A 21,913-nucleotide genomic window follows, 5' to 3' on the forward strand; every position below is an offset into this window, starting at 1 on the left:
ATTTTATACTTAAAATAATCAAAGTTTAATTAATTCTATTTGATGTAGCGATAAATATTACTATCCGTTTAAATCATATTGAAGTTATTTTAACACTGAGGATTGATATTTAAGCACTAAAATGTCCCATTTTGATAAATATTCTGATGAAAAGTTATTGGTCCTATTGAAAGACAGCGACCCTAAAGCATTTACAGAGATATATAAAAGGTATTGGGACAAGCTTTTGGTTATAGCCAGCAATAAACTTTCCGACATCCTAGTAGCTGAAGAGATAGTCCAGGATATATTCTTGGATATCTGGAAACGCAGGCAGAGCATCAGACTCAGTGACCAAATAGAAAGATACCTTGCAGCAGCTCTAAAATATAAGATCATTAATTATAGACATAGACTGGCAGTAGAACAAAAGTTTGTTGACTACAGCAAAAGATCTGAGGATGAGAAGTTCTATTCTATGGAAAACTACCTCCAATTTGAAGAACTCAAGACCAAATTGGAAAAATTGGTTACCCAGCTTCCCGAAAAATGCCAACTGGTCTACAAGCTGAGCCGTGAAGAAGGGCTATCCCAAAAAGAAATTGCAAAACGGCTATTAATTGCGGAAAAGACCGTGGAAGCCCATTTAACCCGGGCTCTCAAGAAAATAAAATCAGGCCTCAATTATATCATCTGCTTGTTTTATTAAGACATCATTAAAAAAATATTACTTTTTTTCATTTTCTATATAGGGATATGGGCCCTCACCTTGATTATAGTTATATAGACCTATAATTAAATTACGATGACGGAACAAAATCGCTTAGCCGAACTGGAGCAGAAATGGCTCAATGGTTCGATTTCTGACGATGAGGCAAAGGAATATGCTGCTTGGTACAATAGTGCCCAGAATGACCCTATTAATATCCCTGAGCATATTGCAAGTAGCAAAGAAGAACATAAAACCAGAATCCTAGAAGGTCTATTGGCAAAACTTGAGGTTTCTAATGGCAAAATTCTAGAGCCGAAACCAATGTGGTACAGAAATAAAACCTACCTAGGTATTGCAGCAAGCCTTCTGATGATCCTAGGCATCGCGTCTTATTGGTTTGTTACAGATAATAAAACCCCAGAAAACACTATAACATCTCAAGATAAAAAAGCCGGTACAGAAGGATTGGTCCTTTCTCTAGAAAATGGTGAAACCGTTGAAATCGACTCATTAGCAGACGGACTCATAGCGAGTCAGGATGGCGTTGAGATCTATAAAAAAGATGGGGCCATTTATTATAAAGGCGAGGCCGGAAAGACCTCTTTCAACACCGCCCACACGCCCAAAGGAAGGAAGTTCGAGATCCAACTGCCAGACGGTTCCAATGTCTGGTTGAATGCCGAGTCTACCATTAAATACCCAATTGAATTTGCAGAAAACCAACGCAAGGTCCATGTGACTGGAGAAGCCTATTTTGAGGTCACAAGAAATGAAAATGCACCATTCATCGTTGAAACCGAAGACCAGACCATTCAGGTTTTGGGAACTCAATTCAACATAAATAGTTATTCAAACGAAAATTCTAGCAGAACCACCCTCTTGGAAGGAAGGGTAAAGATCTCCTGTCAAGGTGAAGACCATTTCTTAACACCTAACGAACAAATTACTTATGACCGTCGCAAGGAAAAACTTGCCAAATCGAAGGTGAATGCCAAACAATCCATTAGCTGGGTCCAAGGATATTTCAACTTTCAAGATTCAGACTTAGCAGGAATTATGAAACAAATAGAACGCTGGTACAACATTGAAGTCGAATTCCTAGCAGGGGTAGATCAAAATCAAACCTTCTCCGGCCGCACGAGCATGAACCAAAATCTCTCAGAAGTGCTGAAAGTTTTAGAATTAAGTGGAATCAAAACGCAGCTCCAGAACAACAAACTTACCGTAATCCCATGATCTAAAGAAAATTACCAATAACCCTAATTACCAAAACCCTAAAATGAATAGAATAAAATTAGCTATTATCACTTGTTTGATGATGCTTTCCTTACCCTTGTTTGCTCAAAAGGTCACCCTGAATGAAAAAAACAGCAGATTAAAGGACGTACTGGAAAAGATTGTCGAACAGACGAATTATGATCTCTTTTATTCCACTGAAATACTCAAGAAATCAAAAAGAGTACGGATAAAAGTTACAGACCAAGATCTTAGAACCGTATTGGATGAGATCTTCCATCACCAGACCATATCTTATTCCATTGCGAACAATACTATTGTCCTGGTCCCTAAGAGACCTAGGATCGTGGAAACGGTCATTGAGGTCAACATCGATCAACTGACCCGCCCTAACTTGCCCCGAATGGTCGAGGGAGAAATTCGAGATCAAGCCGGAAAACCCATTCGAGGAGTGACCATTGTGAATAGCAAAGACCCCAAAAACTCCAGGACCATATCCGACATCAATGGGCGATTTAACATAGAAACTTCAAGGGGTGACTTGGTTACTTTTACCTGTCAAGGCTATAAAGAGAGTACAATCTTATTTCGTGGGGAAAGAAATATGCTCGTTACGCTCTATAACCAAGTATTGGCAGTAAACGAAGTAACGGTCGAGGCCAGAGTAAAGAAAAATTTGAATTTAAATACCCAGATCGATATGACCAACAGGTCATACATGAACCTTGGGCAATTATTGCAAGGAACTGTTCCAGGCTTGACCTTACAGATCCTTCCATCGAACAAAAGAAAGATTGTCGGGATCACCGAAGTTGGAACCATCCAAACGGGTCAAGGCGGTGGTCTTAGAAAAACATATTATACATTGGATCAATTCCTCCAGAGATTCTACCCGAATGGGCAAAGGATGATCGATGCTATTGAAAATAAAACCAGCCTTCCAGGCGGAGGTGATGCTGGTAGGTTTTTTATTGAGTACTCCAATCAAGCCAGTGTAACGCTAGTTCCCGAACTCCGAGGTTCTGCCAGTTTTGGTAATACCGAAGGGATGATGGTCATTATTGACGGATTCCCTGTTGAGGAATTCCCGGCAGATTATCCAATGGCCAATGTGGAATCCGTAGAAGTTATCAAAGACCCTAAGGAACTCATCAAATGGGGACCACGCGCTACTGCTGGTATTATCTTGATCAAGACCAAGACCGGCAGAAAGAACCAGGTCAACATTACATATAACGCCAATATGTACTTTAAGCCTGCTCCGAAGTACGATATGGCTCAATTGGGATTAGCGAACTCTGCAGATATTATCGACTATCTAAAAAGTGCTGCAGAAATGAATCTTGTACCTGGAGATGGGGATTTTGAAAAACTAAATTTAGCCGAAAGACTTTTCGCTTGGCGTAGGGACAACAAAATTACCGAAGCAGATTTCAATCGTAAGATTGACTCGCTATCGGTTTTATCCAATGAAGCCCAAGTGGCACATCTCCAACAGGATGTCATCTCCCAAAACCATTTGTTGACATTCTCAGGTGGTACAAGGCAATATATGTTCACCTTGACCGGGACCTATAACAATTTCAAATCCCATGGACTCAACAATAATTCCAACACCTTCGGTGTTGACTTGAAAAATAATTTCAACCTCCTGAAAGGAAAATTAATAGCAAACTGGCAAATCAATGCCAACAGAACAAATGCTCAGGGCGGAGCCTCTGAACTATCTATATACAACCTTCCCCCAGCCTATCAGATGTTCTTGGATCGCCAAGGAAATTATATCTATGACCAAAAGGTACTTGGTGATGTCTACAATAACCTTATCATGAAAAATGGTTATTTCAACCATGGTAGCAATATTTTGGAAGACAACCGCTTGATGAATAGCCTATCCAAGAACACCTTAGTTCAAAGTCGTCTGGAAATGAAATGGGATCTGTTTAAAGGATTGCGTTGGGACAACTCAGTGTTCTATCGCATGACTCGCAACAATAATGACCGAATTACAGATCGCCAAAGCAGCGAAGGCAGACAACTCTTTAATAATTATGGGTCTCCAAATGACGGTTCGGTAGATTTCTATGTACCACCGGGAGACATCTTAAACAATAGCCGTGATAAGTATCTACAATGGAACATCCGTTCTGGTCTAAGTTACTCCTTAAAGATTGATGAGCATACCATAACAGCAAATATAGGTGGAGGTGGAGCAAACGAGACCAGGGAAAGACCGGGAAATGTAACTCGATATGGGTACAATAAAAACACTGGTAAAGGTTCTGCAATCTTCCTGCCTGGCGGTGATCCCACTGGCGGTGTTGAAAACTTCAGAAGGCTATATAGCAATACGGCAGCTTTGATTTATCCTTTTGCCCTATTGACTCCTTCCTCCGGTGACACTTCGATCTTTAGGAACCTAAACTGGAATGCTGGAATCAATTACGATTATAAAGAGAAGACCATAAATTTCAATGCCAACTATAGCGAGGCTTTCAGTCCTAATTATGGTATGGAGAAATATGCAACAACTAGGACATTTAATTCCATCGTAGGTTACCAGTTCAAACATAAAAACCTTCCAGATTGGCTTACTGGGGTTATGGCATCTGCTGGTTTGACGGGAAATAAAATGCCTGACCTCCCTACTACGATTGGAAGTAACCGCTATAGGCAAACAGAATGGAATAATTATGCCATCTGGGTAAATAATTTTATTCCAGTACCACAGGCAGGCCAATCCTCCTTCAATATTTTTGAAGAATTAAGGTTTAACCTATTCGGCGATGCACTATCCGTTTATGGCCGCTACAACACCATGAAATTGACTGGTATATCCCCTAGCGGAAGCTTGACTGACTCTGCTTCTTTTAACCAACGTAGGACACTCAAGTATTTTAGTGCGGGATTGGAAGGGTCTTTAAGGGATGGAACCCTGATGTTCAACGGTACCTTTGACCGTTCCCCAGAAGGTCAGAAACAATTCAATGGAAATATTTCCTATGATATCAAGAAGGAATCCTATTTCACTTCTGAGGGGATCAGTACCTTAATGATTGGAGCAACTTATCAAGACCTTTCTTCCATTCAAGGTTTGGGATTGATGATGGGAACCAATAGCAGTGCGGGCGGTGGTTTTGGATTGGCGACCAATAGCTCATTCTCAGTTTTGCCACCAAGGAACAAAAACATTGAGATTTATTTCCAATTTGGTCTGAACAACGACCGACACCGAATCGATTTAAGGTATTATAATCGTTCTGACCAAGGGATTACCAATAACATCCCGATCCCTACCGATCCCTCAACAGGGTTGGACAATCAGATTACCTTTAGCAATATTGTAAACAAAGGGGTTGAGTTTTTCTATAAATCAGATATTGTCAGAAAACCAAAATTCAGCTATAGTTTCGCTATCAACGGAGCTTATAACGTGAATATGGCAAAGTCAATTCCAAAAACTCCATATTCTGCCAGCAGGCAATATCTTACGGCCTTCCGAGAGGGCTATAGCACAACCAATGTTTGGGGATACCGCTGGGCAGGGCTAAACGCAGAAGGTGCACCACAAATCTATGATGCTAAAGGCAATATCACTGCTAACCCAGATTCTACCGTTTTGGCAAATGACATCATCTATATGGGAGCTACGCGAGCACCTTGGACAGGTGGTTTCATGCATGATATTACCTACGGCAAATTCTTCGCCCGTGTATCCTTTATGGGTAGCTTCGGTGGTATTATGCGCAGGTTTATTCCTTCCAATTCAGGGGCTCAATACGAAAACTCCAATTTGATTAGCCAGCGCTGGAAAAAACCAGGCGATGAAGCATTCACCGATGTCCCTGCGCTGACTAATGATACAGGTTTATCCATCCGTAGTTTCTTAGCTCAGAACTCCAGCAATAGCTTTATGTCAGCCAATTTTATCCGACTCCAAGAAGTGATGGTCGGATGGGAAATTCCGAAGAGCTATCTAAACGAAAAATATGTAAAAAGCCTTCGCATCTCAGCTCACATGCAAAATGTAGCCGTTTGGGCGAAAAACAGATATAAATACGACCCTAATAATGTGGACACGGGCGGTAGACTTGGTTTACCTACTCCTATCCAGTATGGGGCAACACTAAACGTTATTTTCTAATCATAAAAACATGAAGACAAAACATTATTTTTTCATTCTGAGTCTTGTGATTTTATATACAATTTCCTCATGTCAGAAATTCTTGGACATTACGCCAAGCACCGGAAATGTAAACCCCTCTACCCTCAAGGACTTTCAGGAAATGCTTAACAGCGACTCTATAGCACGTTGTAATTTTATTTTAGCAGACCTCATGGCGGATGACATCAGCTTTCCAGCCTTCGCCCGAAATGAATTTTACGGCAACAGTTATATGTATGCCCAACACATTTGGGGACCTGGCGAAATGGACTTCATGTACAAAAGCGCCTATGAGCGTATCCTACAAATGAATATCCTGATCCTAAAAGCCTCGGAAGTAAAAACAAAAAGTGAAGAAGAGAAAAAAGGCCTTGCCATTGCAATTGCACAGGCAAAGGTAAACCGAGCTTGGTATTTTTTACAATTGGCCAATATTTATGGTCAAGACTTTACCAATGGCAAAGCTGCTACCGAATTGGCCATCCCAATTTCACTTATCCCAGATGCTAGCGTTAAACCAAAAAGAGCAACGGTTCAAGAAGTATACAAATTAATCATAACGGAGTTAACCGATGCCATCGCTACCCCAGACTTTCCAGTTATGGGGAATACGATCATTCATCCTGGTAAAGCATCGGCCTTGGCCTTACTGAGCAGGACACATTTGCTTATGGGAAATTATGCTGAAGCTTTGAAATCAGCTGATGAATGCTTGGCTCTAAAATCTTCTTTATTGGATTATAAAACCCTTACTGCAGCCCCATTAAAACTGTTGGACCAAAGCCGAAATCCAGAAGTATTACTAGGAAAAACTGGTGTAGACTATGATTTAAACCTAACCTATGCCTTTAAAATTCAAATCAGCAAAAGTTTGGATTCGCTTTTCACATCCTCAGATTTCCGAAAGAAAATCAACTTCGACTACTATGATATTTTTGCTAATGAAGATGGCAAATACCATTTCAACTATAGCATTGCTGTACCAGAAGTTATGCTGATCAAAGCCGAAAGTTTAGCTAGAACAGGCAAACCTAGGGAAGCTTTACCTATTCTAAATCTTCTGCGAAAAAACCGAATTGAAAATTCAACTGATCTGCAGGTAAGTGATAACGATATCCTAAAGACGGTATTGGAGGAGAGAAGAAGAGAACTCTTCTGTCATGGCGGTTTAAGATTGTTCGACTTAAAAAGACTCAATCGGGAGGAAAAGTTCTTAAAGAATATTGTTCGGAGCTTTTATGATTCTGAAAACTATCAAGATACAATCGTTGCCATTATCAAGCCCAATTCACCACGCTATTTAATGGAGATAGCTCCACTGATCAGCAATAACAATAAAGATATCAAACCAAATCCTAGATAAGGAGTGATTCAGATCAAGGAATACAACGCATTAATATCATGAATAGATTAATAAATATACTTTTTCGATATGGCCTTTCTGCCCTGATCATCCTCGTTGTGCTGAACAACATCGTGGGTTGTAAAAAGGATAATCTCGATTTATACCAAGAGGTGGCTAATGAGTTCAGCAATTACCTGAGCAGCAATATCGGAAATGCAACGGCCATGAAACTTGGCGACTCTGCAGTAAATAACCGAACCCTTGCTCCTGCTGGTTTACCCGTGTTATTGGAAAGTGCAGCATCAGAAGACATCCATGTTCAAGGAAAAATAGATCTTTCTCTATTAAGCATTTATGACAGTCTGCAGCATACCAAATCTCCGACTTTCCCAGGCGATGCCTTTATGTTGGCTGATGAAGGGAAGATAACGGTAGAATCAGGTCTTTCTGAGTCAACCGATACCCTCAAGGTTGAATTGAATAACGCGACTCACTTAAAGCATAATGAAATCTACTTGATTCCCATCAAGCTAAAGGTGCTTTCAGGAAACAGCAAATTGAAAAGCAGTTACATGTTTGTCAAGATGAAAGTAACGATCACTCCATCACTAGTAAGGTTAGGTGTATTTAAATTTGAAAATGGATTCCAAGACAGTAAACCAAGAGGCTATTACTTCTTAAATGGAAATCAATCCATCACTCGAATCAATGGCAAGGATAATGGAAACGAAAAATATATGTTTTCAGCAAGGATCAACCATCCTCTTGACATTGAATCGCAAGCAAAGATTCGTGTCAATACCTCCGATACCTTACAAACCTGGTTTGAGGCAATAAAAAGGGAAAAATATATTCGAATTCCTGAAAGTGCCATTAAGATCTTAAAACCTACGGTCAAGTTTGTCGTAGGTGAAACAGACTCGCGGGATAGTTTTCAGGTGCATATTGATTTCCAACAAATCAAACCATCCACCCAGACCCAAGTGGCTATCATTGAATTGGAAAACACATCCGATAAAAATATGGTACAACCAGAAAATGACCTAGGGTCCATGTATGCATTCATCACCATAAACATTCAGGATTTTCAGACCGAAAATATTGCTTACCCGCTTCAAACAGTGAAGGGTAATAAAATGGACCGCAGCTTATGGAAAGTCCAGGCTGAAGTAAATGACAGCAATAAGGATTTCCCAGCGAGCAATCTCTTTGACGGAAAAACATCCACAATCTGGAAAGCCGCAGGATACACCCCACAGGATTTGACAATCGACTTAGGTAAAACCGAAACACTTAAAGGTTTTGTCTTCACCCCTTCATACCAAAGTTCATACGATATCTATTACAACTTCTCCAAAGTGGAAGCCTATTCCAGCAATGATGGCAAGACTTGGAAAAAAGAAGGTGTCTTTATAGCAGGTGATGTGAATTATCAAAGTTCAGCAGATAACCCTGATAAGAAACACTTAAAATTCATCAATCCAGTTACTGCGAAGTACATGAAGTTTACCATTATCGAAAGCTCTTTTGGCACCCCATATATTTCAGAAATAGAAGGTATAAATTAAAAATTACGTATATGACAGTTTTATTAAATATTAGAAAAATCACCCCCCTGCTTCTATTAGTTGGTTCATTGTTTAGCCAAGAAGCATTTAGCCAAAGTGAATTTGTGGTCAAAGGAAAAATTGATGGCTGGCCATCTAAGTATATCCGTTTTGAACGCAAAGGCAATTTCCCGGGTAAGGACTCCGTAGAAAACAAGGATGGTTCTTTTGAGTTCCGTGGAAAGATCGAAGGCCCAACCAATGCATTCTTGGTTTCCTTAGATGGAGAGGAACCTAAATATAAATTTCTATTCTTAGAACCTGGAAATATCGAGATCCATGGCCAATACGCTAATCTGGAAGAAGCCAAAGTAACTGGTTCCAAATCCACTGATGAGTATTATGAAATCAAGAACATCCATAAAACTCTTGGCGACCAAATCGACAGCCTATACCAAGTCTTAGGTAATGAAAAGGATGAAACCAAACAGGCAAACATTAGTAAAGAAATAAAAAGCTTGACCGCAAAAAACATTGAGATTTCGAAAATCTTCATAAAGGAACATCCATCAAGCCCAGCAACCGTCTATGAACTTGCAGGCTTAAGCCAAGATCTGAGCTATACCGAACTCAAGAAACTTTATGATCTATTAGACCCTAAATTAATCGCAACTGTACAGGCTGAAGATATCAATGCCTACATGAAAAACTTGTCGAATATTGAAATTGGAAAGATCGCCCCAGATATTGCACAAAAAGATACAGCCGGAAACACCATCAAACTCCAAGATTTCCGCGGAAAGTATGTACTCGTTGACTTTTGGGCAAGCTGGTGCATCCCTTGTCGTAGAGAGAACCCAAATCTACTTGCTGCCTATAAATCCTATAAGGATAAAGGTTTCGAAATCCTAGGGGTTTCCATTGACTCCAAAGCTGAGGAGTGGCGTTGGAAACGCGCCATCGAAAACGACGGGGTCATCTGGCCTCAGATTTCTGATCTTCAAGGCAATAAAAACGAAGCCGCAGTAACCTATGCAGTTCAAGTTATCCCATCCAACTTTCTGATTGGACCTGACGGAAAGATCATTGCCAAAAACCTTGTTGGAGAAAAACTACAGGAAAAACTGAAAGAAATATTTAAATAACCATACACTATAAGCTTAATTACATGAAAATTCAAACAATTCTATTTGCACTATTCATTCCATTATTAGCCATTCCCCAACTTGGTTTTTCCCAAGATAATTTTACCGTAAAAGGTAAAATTGAGGGATGGCCAACAGAAACAGTTTATTTGGTTCGTCAAGGTAATTACCCTGGAGTGGACTCGGTAAGCACCACAGATGGCAGCTTCCAATTCAGTGGTAGTATCCCAGGTGCAACTGCAGCATATCTGATTACACAGAAAAAAAGCGGAGTCGCTAAACTTCTATACGTGGAGCCTGGCAACATCACTGTCAATGGCAATTTCGAGGATTTTAAAAATGTTGAAGTCAAAGGATCAGCTACCTACAATGACTTTATTGAGCTCAGGGAAGGTCATGAAAAATACGACCAGGAAATGAGCAGATATGTACAACTTCAATTCACAACAGAAGACAGTACCGTACTTAAGCAATATTATAAAAGCCTCGATAGCTTAAGTCTTCTGGATATTGAATACTCTAAGGAGTTTATTAAAAAACACCCGAACAGCATCGTCAGCTTATCGGAAATCCAGACCTTAAACAACAGCCTGCTGAACAGCGAATTGGTGGCTCTTTTCAACTCCCTTAGCCTTTATATCAAGGAAAGTCCTGAGGGCGTTTTACTATCCGAAAACCTTCCATTGATGGGCAAGGATAAACAAGAAGAAGAAATTGAAGGTCAATGATCATTATATAAAAATTAGAACAACACAATCATGAAAATATACATCCAGGCGATAACAGCTTTATTTTTAACTGCAGCAATCAACTCTCCTCTTTTTGCACAAGAGCCTTTTAGCATCAAGGGCGAGATCAAGAACTGGCCAAGCAAATATATCCACCTTGAACAGCGCGGCGACTATCCCGGCCAAGATTCCACTGAGGTGGTCGACGGAAAGTTTGAATTTAAAGGAACGATTCCAGGACCAACCAATTCATTCTTGGTCAATAAATCGGGAAATAATAGCACTGCATTCTTTTTATTCGTTGAACCCGGAAATATTCAGGTCAATGGAGACTTCAACAAAATAAATGAAGTCCAAATCACAGGTTCAAAAACTTATACCGATTACATTGAGATCAAGGACTTTGAAAGCAAATTGGCAGCAGAGATCAAAAAATTAGATGATCAATATAATAATCCTCAGCCCAAGATTTCTCAAGAAGAATATGACAAGCAGATGGACGAATTATATGTCAGCCGTAATGAATTTGCAGTTTCTTTCATCAAAAACCATGGCAACAGTGCCGTTTCGATAACCGAGTTATACAATCTTGTTGGAAGTTTAGAAAACAGCCAAATGAAAGAGCTTTTCCAAGGGCTGTCAGACGATTTAAAGCAATCTCCAGGAGGTGAAATGATCAATTCATTGATCATGCAATCGGCTATTGTCGATATCGGCATGCCAGCACCTGATTTTGCCATTCCAGATACCGAAGGCAAAACGGTCAACCTGTCGGATTACAAAGGCAAATATGTATTGATCGATTTCTGGGCCAGCTGGTGTGCACCATGCCGTGCTGAGAATCCAAATCTAGTGGCTGCTTATAATCAGTTCAACAAAAAGGGATTCGAGATCCTAGGCATTTCATTAGATAAAAAAGAGGCTGAAAAAATGTGGCGACAAGCCATCGTTGCCGATAAGCTAACTTGGAAACAAACATCCGATCTAACAGGTGTGGATAGTGATGTGGCCAAAATGTACCATGTGGTACAGATCCCGACCAATTTCTTAGTGGATGCAAATGGACAAATCATCGCCAAAAATTTAAGAGGTGAAGAATTAATCAAAAAACTCGAAGAACTGTTTTAACCATGAAATTGTTTCAAACACATCCTTTTTGGGTATTTACCTTGGCTCTGGCTTTATCCTGTTTACAGCAGTTAGCCAAAGCACAGGACCAATCAGACAGTATTTTCATGAACGATGCCTTATTCCATAAAGGCTTGGAGGAAAAAGTACAGTCTGCATTTAAATCACAGCAAGGAAAAACAGTTCCTCAACTTCAAATCGAAGCCAAGGCATTAAAAAATGAACAATCATTTTCTTGGAAATTAGTGGGTAATCCATCCACAGTGGCATTGAAGCCTAAGGATCTTTTTCAAGCAAAAAAATCAGCGGTCTTTTTGATGGGTCGAATGAACCAAAAAGATAAAGATGATTATCCTTATGCCGATCTGTATGCCTCAGCTTTTGCTATCAGTTCAGATGGAATCTGCGTAACGAATTACCATGTGCTCGCAGAATTGATCCATACGGATAAGCCAACAGATTCTTTGCAACTGAGCAAAGATCTCAGCACTTATTTTATTGAAGGCATAGATGGTGAGGTATATGTGATGGATGAGTTACTGGCCTTTTCTTCCAGCAATGATCTAGCCGTTTTCAAGGTTAAAACGAATGGAAAGAAATTACCTTTTATTCCATTAGGTCCAGTATTATTACCCGGCGAAACCGTATATATTATCTCCCATCCAGACCATATCTATTACTATCTGAGTGAAGGCATCGTCAACAAGAACAGCTTGATGTTGAACCCTAGGACCCCTGGAATCCGTCAATATAGAATGACCATCAGTGCAGACTATGCGGTCGGTTCAAGCGGTGCTCCTATCCTATCAGAGGCTGGCAACCTGGCTGGTTTGGTTTCTTCTACCCAGACGATCCCCTCGGCAGCTCCTGAAGGTAACAAACAACAGATGGTCATGAAAAATGCTATTTCCGTACGTGCTCTAAAGCTATTAATCCAATAAATCATGAAAAGATTCATCCTAATACTATTCTTGCTACCAACCGTTCTCGTTGCTCAGGAAAAAGGAATAAAATTCAGTAATAACCTGAATTGGGCTGAGGTCAAAGAAAAAGCCAAAGCGGAGAACAAATACATCATGATGGATTGCTATACCTCCTGGTGTGTACCTTGCAAGATCATGGAACAACAGGTTTTCACGGACAGTAAAATTGGGGAGTTCAGCAACCAAAACTATGTGTCCGTCCAGGTTCAATTTGATGATGATCCCGAGGCCAATGCAATAAAAAAAGAATGGATGAAATTAAGCAAGGAATTTGATAAAAATTATCAGGTAGATGGTTACCCTTGTTACCTCTTCTTCAACCCAAATGGCGAATTAGTTCATAAAGCATATGGTAAAAGAGAGATCAGTAATTTCCTAAGCCTATTGCAAAAGGTCCCGAATCCAGATTTCCAATATTACACCTTAAGAAAGAAGTATGAGGAAAATAAGCAGGACAAAACCATATTAAAAAAACTTTTAAATGCTTCCATGGAAGCTGAGCCCGAGGACAAACAAGATCTGATCAAGGCTTATCTTTCCCAGAAACCAGCTATTGAAACGAAAGCCGAAGCACAGGTCATCATGGATGTAACCCGTTCTTCCCAAGACATTGGCTTCCCATTACTTTTGAATCAAGCTAAAAAAATTGACTCTTTGTTAGGAGAAACAGCGGCCGAGGATCTATACCGAGGAATAATAAATTTTGAAGATGCCGCCAACAAGCTCGGCCGTAAATCTCCTATGGGCTATTATATCTTGACTAGCAATCCGGATTGGTCTATTTTCCAAGATACCTTAGTTGCAAAATACCCAAATCATAGCACGGAACTATTGGATTTTATAAAATTAAACTTCTATAAAAATGGCCTTCTGATGCATGATTATGTCCCTGCCCTGAAAGCCTATATCCAAAAATATGACCATAGCATCAGTGATAGAATGAAAATGGAATATGTGGGTGTTTTTGCAAAAAAATCCAAGGAGACTGAACTCATCAAAGAACTGTTGACCTGGTCGAGAGATGCCTTTGAAAAGTCTGAAGATGTCGAAAATCTTTCCAACTACGCTTTGTTGAACTATAAAGTGGGAGAAAAAGAAAAAGGGATCTCCTTGATGGAAAAGGCAATCACAAGGGCTGAAGAAAATCAGCTCTATGATTTGAATGAAAATTTAACCCTGATGAAGAAAGGTGAAAATATTCTTTAAATGTTGTTTATTAAGTAATGAATGAAAAAGCAAGTTATAGATCCTATACTGTCTCTTGTTTCTGTGCATTCAAAAAGCCGATTCAAATTGAATCGGCTTCTTTATTTAGTTATTATTTTTTCAAGGTTTCATCCAACCATCCGAAAAACTCACGTTGCCATACCTGTGCGTTATGACCTGAAAGCACCCAGTGGTTTTCATCTGGTAAATAGACCAATCTACTTTTAACCCCTCTAAGTTGAGCTGCTTGAAAAGCTTCCAGACCTTGTCCGATTGGAACCCTGTAATCTTTACCGCCTTGGAAAATCAAGATCGGAGTATTCCATTTCGAAACCAATGTGCTTGGGTTGAATTCGGTATAGGTTTTATCATTACCTTGTTCCCAATAAGGTCCGCCTAATTCATAGTTTGCAAAAAACAGTTCTTCCGTTGTACCATACCATGATTTCATATCAAACAATCCACAATGTGAAATAAAGGATTTGAATCGACCTTCATGCACACCTGCCAATTGAAATACGGAATAACCACCATAACTAGCACCTACTGCACCTATCCTATCTTTATCTACATAGACTTCCTTGGAAAGGTCATCGATTGCTGATAGGTAATCTGCTATCGCTTGACCACCCCAATCCTTCGAAATCTGTTCATTCCATTTCACTCCCCATCCTGGCATGCCACGACGGTTAGGTGCGATGACAATATATCCCTGACTGGCCAGTAATTGGAAGTTCCAACGGAAGGAATACGATTGGGTAACCGCACCTTGGGGACCTCCCTGACAGAATAATAAGGTCGGGTATTTTTTGCTTGGGTCAAAGTTCGGCGGATAGATCACCCATGAAAATAGGTCTAAACCATCCGATGCCTTTGTCACCCTTGCTTCCACCTTGGTATCTGCAACCTTACTGTACAATTGATCATTGACGGTCGTTATTGGATTTAGTTTTTTGGATTTGAAAGAATAATGAAACACCTCGTTCGCACGGGTCATTTTTGACAGGGTAACCACCAGACCATCCTTGGTTTCGCCTACAATACCGTTGATGTCAAATTCTCCATCTGAAATCTTATTGATGATAGGCAAAGCCCTATTCTTCAGGTTGCCCGGAATCAATAGTTCAAAGATCTGAACAGTCCCTTCGGTTGGTGCCAAGAAATAGATTTTTTTATTGTCCTTGCTCCAGGTATAGGAATTGATAGTCCCATCCCAATGAGCAGTCATATTTAATTTTATTCCAGTCGCAGCTTCGCTAATGTAGATATCATTTTTATCCGATTCATAACCATCGGTTTTCATGCTCATCCAGCTCATCAATTTTCCATCAGGGCTGAAGTTTGGCGTATTGTCATACCCATTCATCCCTTCGGTCAGATTACTGGTCTGTCCTGAAGCCAGGTCATATTTGTAGATATCTGTATTGGTACTCTGTGCGTACTCCGTTCCAAATTTCTTCTTACAGACATAAAGTACGGATTTACTATCTGGAGTCCATGCAAAATCTTCCGCTCCCCCAAATGGCATGGTAGGCGAATAGAAAGGCTCATCAGCTAAGATATCCTTAGCCTCCCCAATTTTTCCGTTATCATAACTAGCGATAAATGGATGGTTGAATTTCCCATCGTTCCAAGTATCCCAGTGTCTGTAATCTAGATTATCATAGATATACACATTGGATTTTGGTAGGTCCTTATACTTATCGGTGCTATGGTAATCTTTTAAGAGAACCTGTTTGCTGAACAAGATATGCTTCCCATCAGGTGAAATCTTCACATTTTCCAAGCCACCTTCATGATTGGTCACTTGAACGGCATTTCCGTCTTTCAGGCTTTTTTTCCAGATCTGTCCTTTGAACATATAAAGGACATCGTCACCTTCCACTTTGAGTACAGACTCACCACCTGCCTCGGAGGTGAATTGCTTGGCAACCCCTCCTTTTACCGGAATAACAAAAAGATCCTTCTCGGATTTGTTTTCATCAAACTGATAATTCGATACACCGTAAATCAATTGGGTGCCATCTGCTGAAAGTCCTTCTCCGGAAACCCGGCCCAATTCCCATAGCTTCTGGGGACTAAGGGGTTCCACATTGCCTGAACGTCTGACGCGATCTTCTACTTTTGGTCGCTCCACCTTTTGGGGAACTTCTTTTCCTTCTTGTGCAATAACCATATTATTGATCAATAAGAGTGCTCCAATCCATGATATCTTATGCATATAAAAAACGATTTGCCTGCCAATTTACTAAAGTTGACAGGCAAACCGAAATCATTACCTAATTTACACGACTGGCTTTCCAAAATAAGAGCCAAATGCTCGTGAGGTACATTCGTATGGATGTTCTACTTAACCTTATCATTGCTTTTCAAATTGATACCAGTTAATTTTTGTTGAAATACGCATTAATACCGCCAAGATGATGAATAGTCCAATGGTTCCAACGATTAATGAGTAGTCACGTAATTGAAGAAGTACGAAGATAAAACTATAGAATAGAGCTAATATGGCGGCGAAATTCATGGCCGATTTCATGTCCTTGGTTATTGCTTTGATAAACGATGAAATCAGGATAATTGTTGCAATTGCTGCAATTAAATATGCGAAATTAAATCCAATATGTTCCGAAATCGCCAGTAATAAAGCATAGAACAACACCATGGCAAAACCGATCAATACATACTGAATGATATGCACGCGCTGTTTCTTGATGATTTCCATGAAGACCAAGGAAACAAAAGTCAATGCGATCACCAAAGCACCATACTTGGTTACGCGGGTTGCTTTTTGATAGTTATCGACCTGTGGCAAGAAGTTGACCTGAACCATGTCATAATCATTTGCAGTCAACTGATTGTCTGTGCTAGCGCTCTGTGGTTCTGGAAAGGTGCGTGCAGCATATTCATTGGGATGTGCGTCTTCGTCAGAAAGATCGATACCTTGGAAGTTATAGACCTTATAAGGCTCTCCGGTCCATTGTTGGGCCTGTTTTCTGCTGAAATCCGGAATGGTCCAGTTAGCTTTAAAGCTTTCTCCAACTTCACGGTCATCCGGTAAAAAGTTACCATTGAAACTAGGATTTGCCCAATTACCATTTACATTGATCTTCGTGTTTTTTGCCAGCGGCAAGAAATTCAAGGACTTGGATCCTTTCAGGTCAAAATTGATCTCGAAAGGTTTATTCAAGGACTCATTGTTTTCTAATGGAAGGTCAACCGTTAAATTCTGCTTGAACAGATCGATATCCAGATCATATTTCCCCATTTCCATGGCTTTACCATCCCATTTAAACGTTGGATTTTCTGATAGTCCTTTCACATCCTGTATACCGAAAATCAGTTTGGCGTCCTGCCATTTCAGATCAGCAGGCAGTACCTTTAATTTACTGAAATCAAAGGCTTCGAAATTCCCCTTAATATTGATCTTTGAGGTATAGACGATGGCTTGATAGATACCACGCTTTAAAGGTTCAGGTTCTACAGTAGCTGTAATCTGGGTCTGATCTGCCATCATAAAGGCATATTCTGTCACTACCGTTGTCACCAACGTACTGGTTCCCGTACCTTCCCCATCACTTTTCATCCTTTCTCTGACCACCTCGTAAGGAACAGCTAAGATAGGGCTTGTGATCACTTGGTCCATCCCCCATTTCCGAGCGATCTCCGTAGATACATTCGTCTCCCTATTGTTGCGTTCTGAAATCAGGTCTCCGATCAAGCCCAATGGAATGAGCAAGATTAACATCAGGAAGAAAATGACAAAAATCTTAACGATCAATGAAGAGGTGATTTTTTCGATCAGGGATTTCTGAGAACTGTTCTCCAATCCCTCGTTAGTTGAATTATTTTCCATGTTGAATAGGATTTACTTGTAGTTGTAGTTTTAATTGTTTTTTATCTAGTGATTGTTGTAATGTGCTCAGTGATTCTGTGAGGAAGCCCTTAAATTCTATATGGTGAAATTTATGCATGGCCTTCCCTTTTCTGTAAGCTGACCAATAATGTGCGCTATGCTCCGGAAATATAAAGGTCCCGATAAAGATCATGGCCAGCAGGTACAAACTCAGCTTGCCATTTCCGAACAGCAGATATTGCATGGCAATTTCATCGTTAATCTCTGTTCCAGTTTCTGTAATCAGGTGAAAGACATCGTGATTCTCCAATTTCGGCATGACGTCAAAACCTTTTTCTTTGTAGAACATTCCTAAGGCATAGCCTAAACTCCCCTCTTGATATTCCAAAAACTCTTCTTTCCTGATTCCCCAAGCTGCCTTATATCCCTTAAACAGCTCTGCATACAATTTGGATGACCAATTGTACAGGAATAGCATAAATTTCAATCTTAATCCTCTCATATTTTTATCTATAAAGTACTTTGTCTTTCAAAGTAGATGAACAAAAAAAATTCTATTTGTACTGCTGTTTAATGAGGCTCTCCAAGGCAATGATATGATTTTCAAATGCTTTAGCGCCTTGATCCGTCTTACTATAACTTGTATTCGGCTTACGATCGATGAATGTTTTGGTCACCAAAATATAGCCTTCTTTTTCAAGGTTCTTCAGGTTTGATGCCAGGTTACCATCGGTTACCTCTAACAATTCCTTTAACGAATTGAAATCATAGGAATCATTGGCCATCAGGATACTCATGATTTGCAGCCTGACCCTATTTTCAAAAACCTTGTCATATAATGTTAAATCCAAGCTCACTTTCTTTCGTACTTTTTATGGACAATTAACCCGTAAACGATATGTAGAACACCAAATCCTAAGGCCCAAAACACGACGCCATATCCAGGGAAGGCCAAAGCTAACAAGCCTAATACAATCTCCAAAATTCCAAGTACCCTGACTTCCCGAAAAGTGAATACACTAGCTGCCGCTAGTGAAAGTCCATAAAAAATCAGCAAGGTGGAAGCTACCAAACCGACCACACCCTTACTGATCAGGATGATCGAAAACAGACCGCCAGTCACCAATGGGATAGCCATCGCTTTCAATAACGCTTTACTGGTCGGGTTCCAGATGCTCTGTCCCGCTTTCTTGGCTTTTGCCCTTGCCATGATCACCCCTACCGTTACGGAAATGACCAGGACCAAAATGGCAATGATGATCAATTTATATAGCACCTGTTCATCCAACACATAATAGTCACGGTAACCAAACACACTCTTGGTTCCATAAACCACAAAATATGCAGCTGCTGCCCCCAATAAAGCTAAACAACCGATCAATACGCCCGAAAGCCCACTGATGGACATAAATTTCGATGATTTCTCCATCATGGAGCGGATCTGGCCTATTTCTTTTAAGATATCTTTCTGGTCCATAAAAGTACTTTGTGTTTCAAAGTAAAGGAGAAAAAAGTACTTGCGCAAATATTTTTTCAATTTTTTTATTAAGTCTCCCCCATTCCATCAATAAAACCAAGTTCTGGAAAGTCGTTTTTTTATCCAATTATTGATCATAGGCCTTCGACCATCACTTTACCCTTGTTCGAGACATTTTCGGAAAATTCGGAATGTGTCTCGAATGAGGTCAAAATATGCTCCATATTCCTGGTCAGGATTCTTGAAGGAATCCTTATTTCTATTGAATAGTGTTTATTGATTTATTATATAAAAGGAACATGAGCCTCCCCACCTTCGAGTTTTTTTGGAGGATGTACTTTTTGTTTTCCATAATTATAAAGACCAAAAGAGGATGTTTACCTGTCGAATCCGCTCCAAAAGCAGCATGATCTTCCCGTATTTTGAGCTTAGCCTAGGCTATTTTCAATATTTTTTGAAAAATTAGGCTTTAAGAAACAAAGAGTTACAAAAAAACATAGAAAAAAGAGAAGAAAAAGCTTGACATATATAGGTTTGGTTTCTATCTTTGTGGCTCAATAAAATCCTAACTGCGGAAGTGGCGTAATTGGTAGCCGCACCAGACTTAGGATCTGGCGCCGCGAGGCGTGGGGGTTCGAGTCCCTTCTTCCGCACTTGATGTCCTCCTGAAAACAAAATATCAGGAGGACTTTTTTTTATTAATTGCGAAAAGCTAAAACAAGAGTATGAATATTTCACACCAGAACATTGATGACATCAACGCTAGTATCCAAGTGGAAATAGCGCCTGAGGACTATAACCCACAGGTTGATAAAGCAATTAAAGACCAAGCAAAACAAGCTAAATTACCAGGATTCCGCCCAGGAATGGTTCCTACTGGACATATCAAACGTATGTACGGTAAGGCGATCTTATTTGATGAGATCAATAAAATTATCAATGATAAAATTGCTGAATACATCGGTGAGCAAAAACTGGAAGTATTAGGCCAACCTCTTCCTAAAGAAGAAGATACTGATGGTCAATACAACTGGGATTTCAAGGATACTTTTAAATTCGATTACGAGATCGGTTTAGCTCCTCAGTTTGACATTCCTTTCTCAGCAGAGACGGAATTCACTGAATACGACATTAAAGCTGATGAAGCAACGCTTATTGAGCGTATCAAAAACTTACGTCGTAGCTATGGTAAAATGACCAACCCTGAAGTTTCTGAGGAAGGTGACGTTCTTTACGCTGAATTGAAACAAGATAAAGAAGACGGTATCGAAAAAACAACTTCAATCCGTACGGACATCATTGAAGATGCCAAAATCAAAAAATCATTGGTTGGCTTGAAAAAAGATGATACTGCAAAGCTTGACGTAAAGAAAGCATTCAAAGTTGCTGACCTTGCTCGTATCTTAGGTATCACTGAAGATGAGGCTGAAAACCTAGACGTTACTAAATTCGAATTGACGGTTAAAAACATCAATAGATTAGAAGAGTCTGACTTGAACCAAGAGTTCTTCGACAAATTGTTCCCTGCTGGTGAAGTAACTACCGAAGAGCAATTCAACGAAAAAGTAAAAGAAGAAGTTGAAAACCTATTCAAACAAAACTCAGCTCAAAAATTACGCAACGATATGTATACTTTCGGTATGGATAAAGTTGACGCTAAATTCCCTGAGGATTTCTTGAAAAAATGGTTAAAAGCAACTAACCCTAACTTGGATGCTACTGAAATCGAAGAAGGTTTCGAAGATTTCTTGAACAACTTGAAATGGACGATCATCGAAAACCGCATCGTTACAGCAAACAACTTAGAAGTTAAATATGATGAGGTGGTTGATTTGGCTAAAGAACGTATCTACGCGCAAATCAAAATGTACAACATCAACGAAGAGCCAACAGATGAGCAATTGCAACAATTCGCAATGCAATTATTAGGCGACAGAGAACAAGCTAACCGTTTGTTCGAAGAAGTAAAAGCTTTAAAAGTGTTCGATCAATTGAAAGATACAGTGAAAATCAAATCTAAAAAGATCGATTTCGACAAATTCGAAAAGCTTGACAAATAAGCATTACAAGAATTAGTTATAAAATAAAAAAGGTTAACGGAGCAATTTCGTTAACCTTTTTTTATGGAGTATTTAGTAGTAAGTAATTAGACTCGGGGGTGCCTTTAAGCGAAGGGAATGGGACTGTAGGGTATTTTGAACCCGGATTAGCGGGATGGGAGGATAGACCATGATGATGATCAACAATTCGCTGGAAAGTCCAACATACGGTAGGACTGAATTGCATACGCCCGTCCCCTATGCCCCTGTCTTCCTTAACCTTCGGTGCAGGAATTGTACACCTATACAATCAATATTTGCATACCTCCGAGAACCTTCGTACCTCAGGTTGACACCGGAACGGGAAACC

The 21,913-nt window shown here is 39.9% G+C and carries 16 protein-coding genes and 1 tRNA gene; 12 read left to right on the plus strand and 5 right to left on the minus strand.

Annotated elements, in window-relative coordinates:
* The first annotated feature begins 121 nt into the window (after positions 1 to 121).
* The 10 genes from ACWIB3_RS17520 (at position 122) to ACWIB3_RS17565 (ending at position 14,174) form a co-directional block, all read left to right on the plus strand.
* Entirely contained in the window at positions 122 to 688 is a 567-nt protein-coding gene (locus ACWIB3_RS17520; RefSeq protein WP_454292252.1) for an RNA polymerase sigma-70 factor, read from the plus strand.
* 96 nt (positions 689 to 784) lie between these two features.
* Positions 785 to 1,927, plus strand: a complete 1,143-nt coding sequence (locus ACWIB3_RS17525) for a FecR family protein (protein ID WP_454292253.1) — start codon at positions 785 to 787, stop codon at positions 1,925 to 1,927.
* A gap of 43 nt (positions 1,928 to 1,970) precedes the next feature.
* Positions 1,971 to 6,071: a hypothetical protein gene (locus tag ACWIB3_RS17530; protein WP_454292254.1), complete on the plus strand. Its 4,101-nt coding sequence runs from the start codon at positions 1,971 to 1,973 to the stop codon at positions 6,069 to 6,071.
* A gap of 10 nt (positions 6,072 to 6,081) precedes the next feature.
* The gene (locus ACWIB3_RS17535) at positions 6,082 to 7,455 is read left to right on the plus strand and encodes a RagB/SusD family nutrient uptake outer membrane protein (RefSeq protein ID WP_454292255.1); all 1,374 of its coding nucleotides are present in this window, start codon (positions 6,082 to 6,084) and stop codon (positions 7,453 to 7,455) included.
* A 38-nt stretch (positions 7,456 to 7,493) separates the two neighbouring features.
* Positions 7,494 to 9,005 (plus strand): discoidin domain-containing protein, encoded by a 1,512-nt coding sequence (locus ACWIB3_RS17540; protein ID WP_454292256.1) that lies wholly within the window; start codon positions 7,494 to 7,496, stop codon positions 9,003 to 9,005.
* 11 nt (positions 9,006 to 9,016) lie between these two features.
* On the plus strand, positions 9,017 to 10,129 hold the full coding sequence (locus tag ACWIB3_RS17545) for a redoxin domain-containing protein (protein WP_454292257.1): 1,113 nt from the start codon (positions 9,017 to 9,019) through the stop codon (positions 10,127 to 10,129).
* Between the two features lie 23 nt (positions 10,130 to 10,152).
* Positions 10,153 to 10,857, plus strand: a complete 705-nt coding sequence (locus ACWIB3_RS17550; protein ID WP_454292258.1) for a DUF4369 domain-containing protein — start codon at positions 10,153 to 10,155, stop codon at positions 10,855 to 10,857.
* Positions 10,858 to 10,887: 30 nt separating this feature from the next.
* Complete coding sequence (locus ACWIB3_RS17555; protein WP_454292259.1) at positions 10,888 to 11,985, plus strand: redoxin domain-containing protein; 1,098 nt, start codon at positions 10,888 to 10,890, stop codon at positions 11,983 to 11,985.
* 2 nt (positions 11,986 to 11,987) lie between these two features.
* Positions 11,988 to 12,926: a S1 family peptidase gene (locus ACWIB3_RS17560; RefSeq protein WP_454292260.1), complete on the plus strand. Its 939-nt coding sequence runs from the start codon at positions 11,988 to 11,990 to the stop codon at positions 12,924 to 12,926.
* 3 nt (positions 12,927 to 12,929) lie between these two features.
* Complete coding sequence (locus tag ACWIB3_RS17565) at positions 12,930 to 14,174, plus strand: thioredoxin family protein (protein ID WP_454292261.1); 1,245 nt, start codon at positions 12,930 to 12,932, stop codon at positions 14,172 to 14,174.
* Positions 14,175 to 14,286: 112 nt separating this feature from the next.
* Here ACWIB3_RS17565 and ACWIB3_RS17570 read toward each other — a convergent pair whose 3' ends face one another.
* The 5 genes from ACWIB3_RS17570 to ACWIB3_RS17590 all read right to left on the minus strand — a co-directional run bounded on the left by ACWIB3_RS17570 (position 14,287) and on the right by ACWIB3_RS17590 (position 19,504).
* Positions 14,287 to 16,395, minus strand: a complete 2,109-nt coding sequence (locus tag ACWIB3_RS17570; RefSeq protein WP_454292262.1) for a S9 family peptidase — start codon at positions 16,393 to 16,395, stop codon at positions 14,287 to 14,289.
* 138 nt (positions 16,396 to 16,533) lie between these two features.
* Entirely contained in the window at positions 16,534 to 18,027 is a 1,494-nt protein-coding gene (gene creD / locus ACWIB3_RS17575; RefSeq protein WP_185214308.1) for a cell envelope integrity protein CreD, read from the minus strand.
* Positions 18,017 to 18,529, minus strand: a complete 513-nt coding sequence (locus ACWIB3_RS17580) for a Coq4 family protein (RefSeq protein WP_185218530.1) — start codon at positions 18,527 to 18,529, stop codon at positions 18,017 to 18,019. The genes creD and ACWIB3_RS17580 overlap by 11 nt, the downstream gene beginning before the upstream one ends.
* Before the next feature lie 52 nt (positions 18,530 to 18,581).
* Positions 18,582 to 18,878 carry a winged helix-turn-helix domain-containing protein gene (locus tag ACWIB3_RS17585; RefSeq protein ID WP_262890820.1) on the minus strand — a complete coding sequence of 99 codons (297 nt, stop codon included), beginning with the start codon at positions 18,876 to 18,878 and terminating at the stop codon, positions 18,582 to 18,584.
* Positions 18,879 to 18,880: 2 nt separating this feature from the next.
* Complete coding sequence (locus tag ACWIB3_RS17590; RefSeq protein ID WP_313261125.1) at positions 18,881 to 19,504, minus strand: hypothetical protein; 624 nt, start codon at positions 19,502 to 19,504, stop codon at positions 18,881 to 18,883.
* 571 nt (positions 19,505 to 20,075) lie between these two features.
* Between ACWIB3_RS17590 and ACWIB3_RS17595 the strand changes: the two genes are divergently transcribed.
* Together ACWIB3_RS17595 and ACWIB3_RS17600 are read left to right on the plus strand one after the other, a co-directional pair.
* Positions 20,076 to 20,157, plus strand: a tRNA-Leu gene (locus tag ACWIB3_RS17595).
* Between the two features lie 72 nt (positions 20,158 to 20,229).
* Positions 20,230 to 21,564 (plus strand): trigger factor, encoded by a 1,335-nt coding sequence (locus ACWIB3_RS17600; protein WP_454292263.1) that lies wholly within the window; start codon positions 20,230 to 20,232, stop codon positions 21,562 to 21,564.
* Positions 21,565 to 21,913: the final 349 nt, after the last annotated feature.

The organism is Sphingobacterium sp. NPDC055431 (assembly GCF_053644255.1).

What these genes read in the sequence shown, in the direction of transcription:
- ACWIB3_RS17545 (WP_454292257.1), top strand. Translation starts at nt 9,017, where the DNA reads ATGACAGTTTTATTAAATATTAGAAAAATCACCCCCCTGCTTCTATTA.
- ACWIB3_RS17565 (WP_454292261.1), top strand. Translation starts at nt 12,930, where the DNA reads ATGAAAAGATTCATCCTAATACTATTCTTGCTACCAACCGTTCTCGTT.
- ACWIB3_RS17520 (WP_454292252.1), top strand. Translation starts at nt 122, where the DNA reads ATGTCCCATTTTGATAAATATTCTGATGAAAAGTTATTGGTCCTATTG.
- ACWIB3_RS17590 (WP_313261125.1), bottom strand. Translation starts at nt 19,504, where the DNA reads ATGGACCAGAAAGATATCTTAAAAGAAATAGGCCAGATCCGCTCCATG.
- ACWIB3_RS17530 (WP_454292254.1), top strand. Translation starts at nt 1,971, where the DNA reads ATGAATAGAATAAAATTAGCTATTATCACTTGTTTGATGATGCTTTCC.
- ACWIB3_RS17560 (WP_454292260.1), top strand. Translation starts at nt 11,988, where the DNA reads ATGAAATTGTTTCAAACACATCCTTTTTGGGTATTTACCTTGGCTCTG.
- ACWIB3_RS17535 (WP_454292255.1), top strand. Translation starts at nt 6,082, where the DNA reads ATGAAGACAAAACATTATTTTTTCATTCTGAGTCTTGTGATTTTATAT.
- ACWIB3_RS17525 (WP_454292253.1), top strand. Translation starts at nt 785, where the DNA reads ATGACGGAACAAAATCGCTTAGCCGAACTGGAGCAGAAATGGCTCAAT.
- ACWIB3_RS17580 (WP_185218530.1), bottom strand. Translation starts at nt 18,529, where the DNA reads ATGAGAGGATTAAGATTGAAATTTATGCTATTCCTGTACAATTGGTCA.
- ACWIB3_RS17550 (WP_454292258.1), top strand. Translation starts at nt 10,153, where the DNA reads ATGAAAATTCAAACAATTCTATTTGCACTATTCATTCCATTATTAGCC.
- ACWIB3_RS17570 (WP_454292262.1), bottom strand. Translation starts at nt 16,395, where the DNA reads ATGCATAAGATATCATGGATTGGAGCACTCTTATTGATCAATAATATG.
- ACWIB3_RS17540 (WP_454292256.1), top strand. Translation starts at nt 7,494, where the DNA reads ATGAATAGATTAATAAATATACTTTTTCGATATGGCCTTTCTGCCCTG.
- ACWIB3_RS17600 (WP_454292263.1), top strand. Translation starts at nt 20,230, where the DNA reads ATGAATATTTCACACCAGAACATTGATGACATCAACGCTAGTATCCAA.
- creD (WP_185214308.1), bottom strand. Translation starts at nt 18,027, where the DNA reads ATGGAAAATAATTCAACTAACGAGGGATTGGAGAACAGTTCTCAGAAA.
- ACWIB3_RS17555 (WP_454292259.1), top strand. Translation starts at nt 10,888, where the DNA reads ATGAAAATATACATCCAGGCGATAACAGCTTTATTTTTAACTGCAGCA.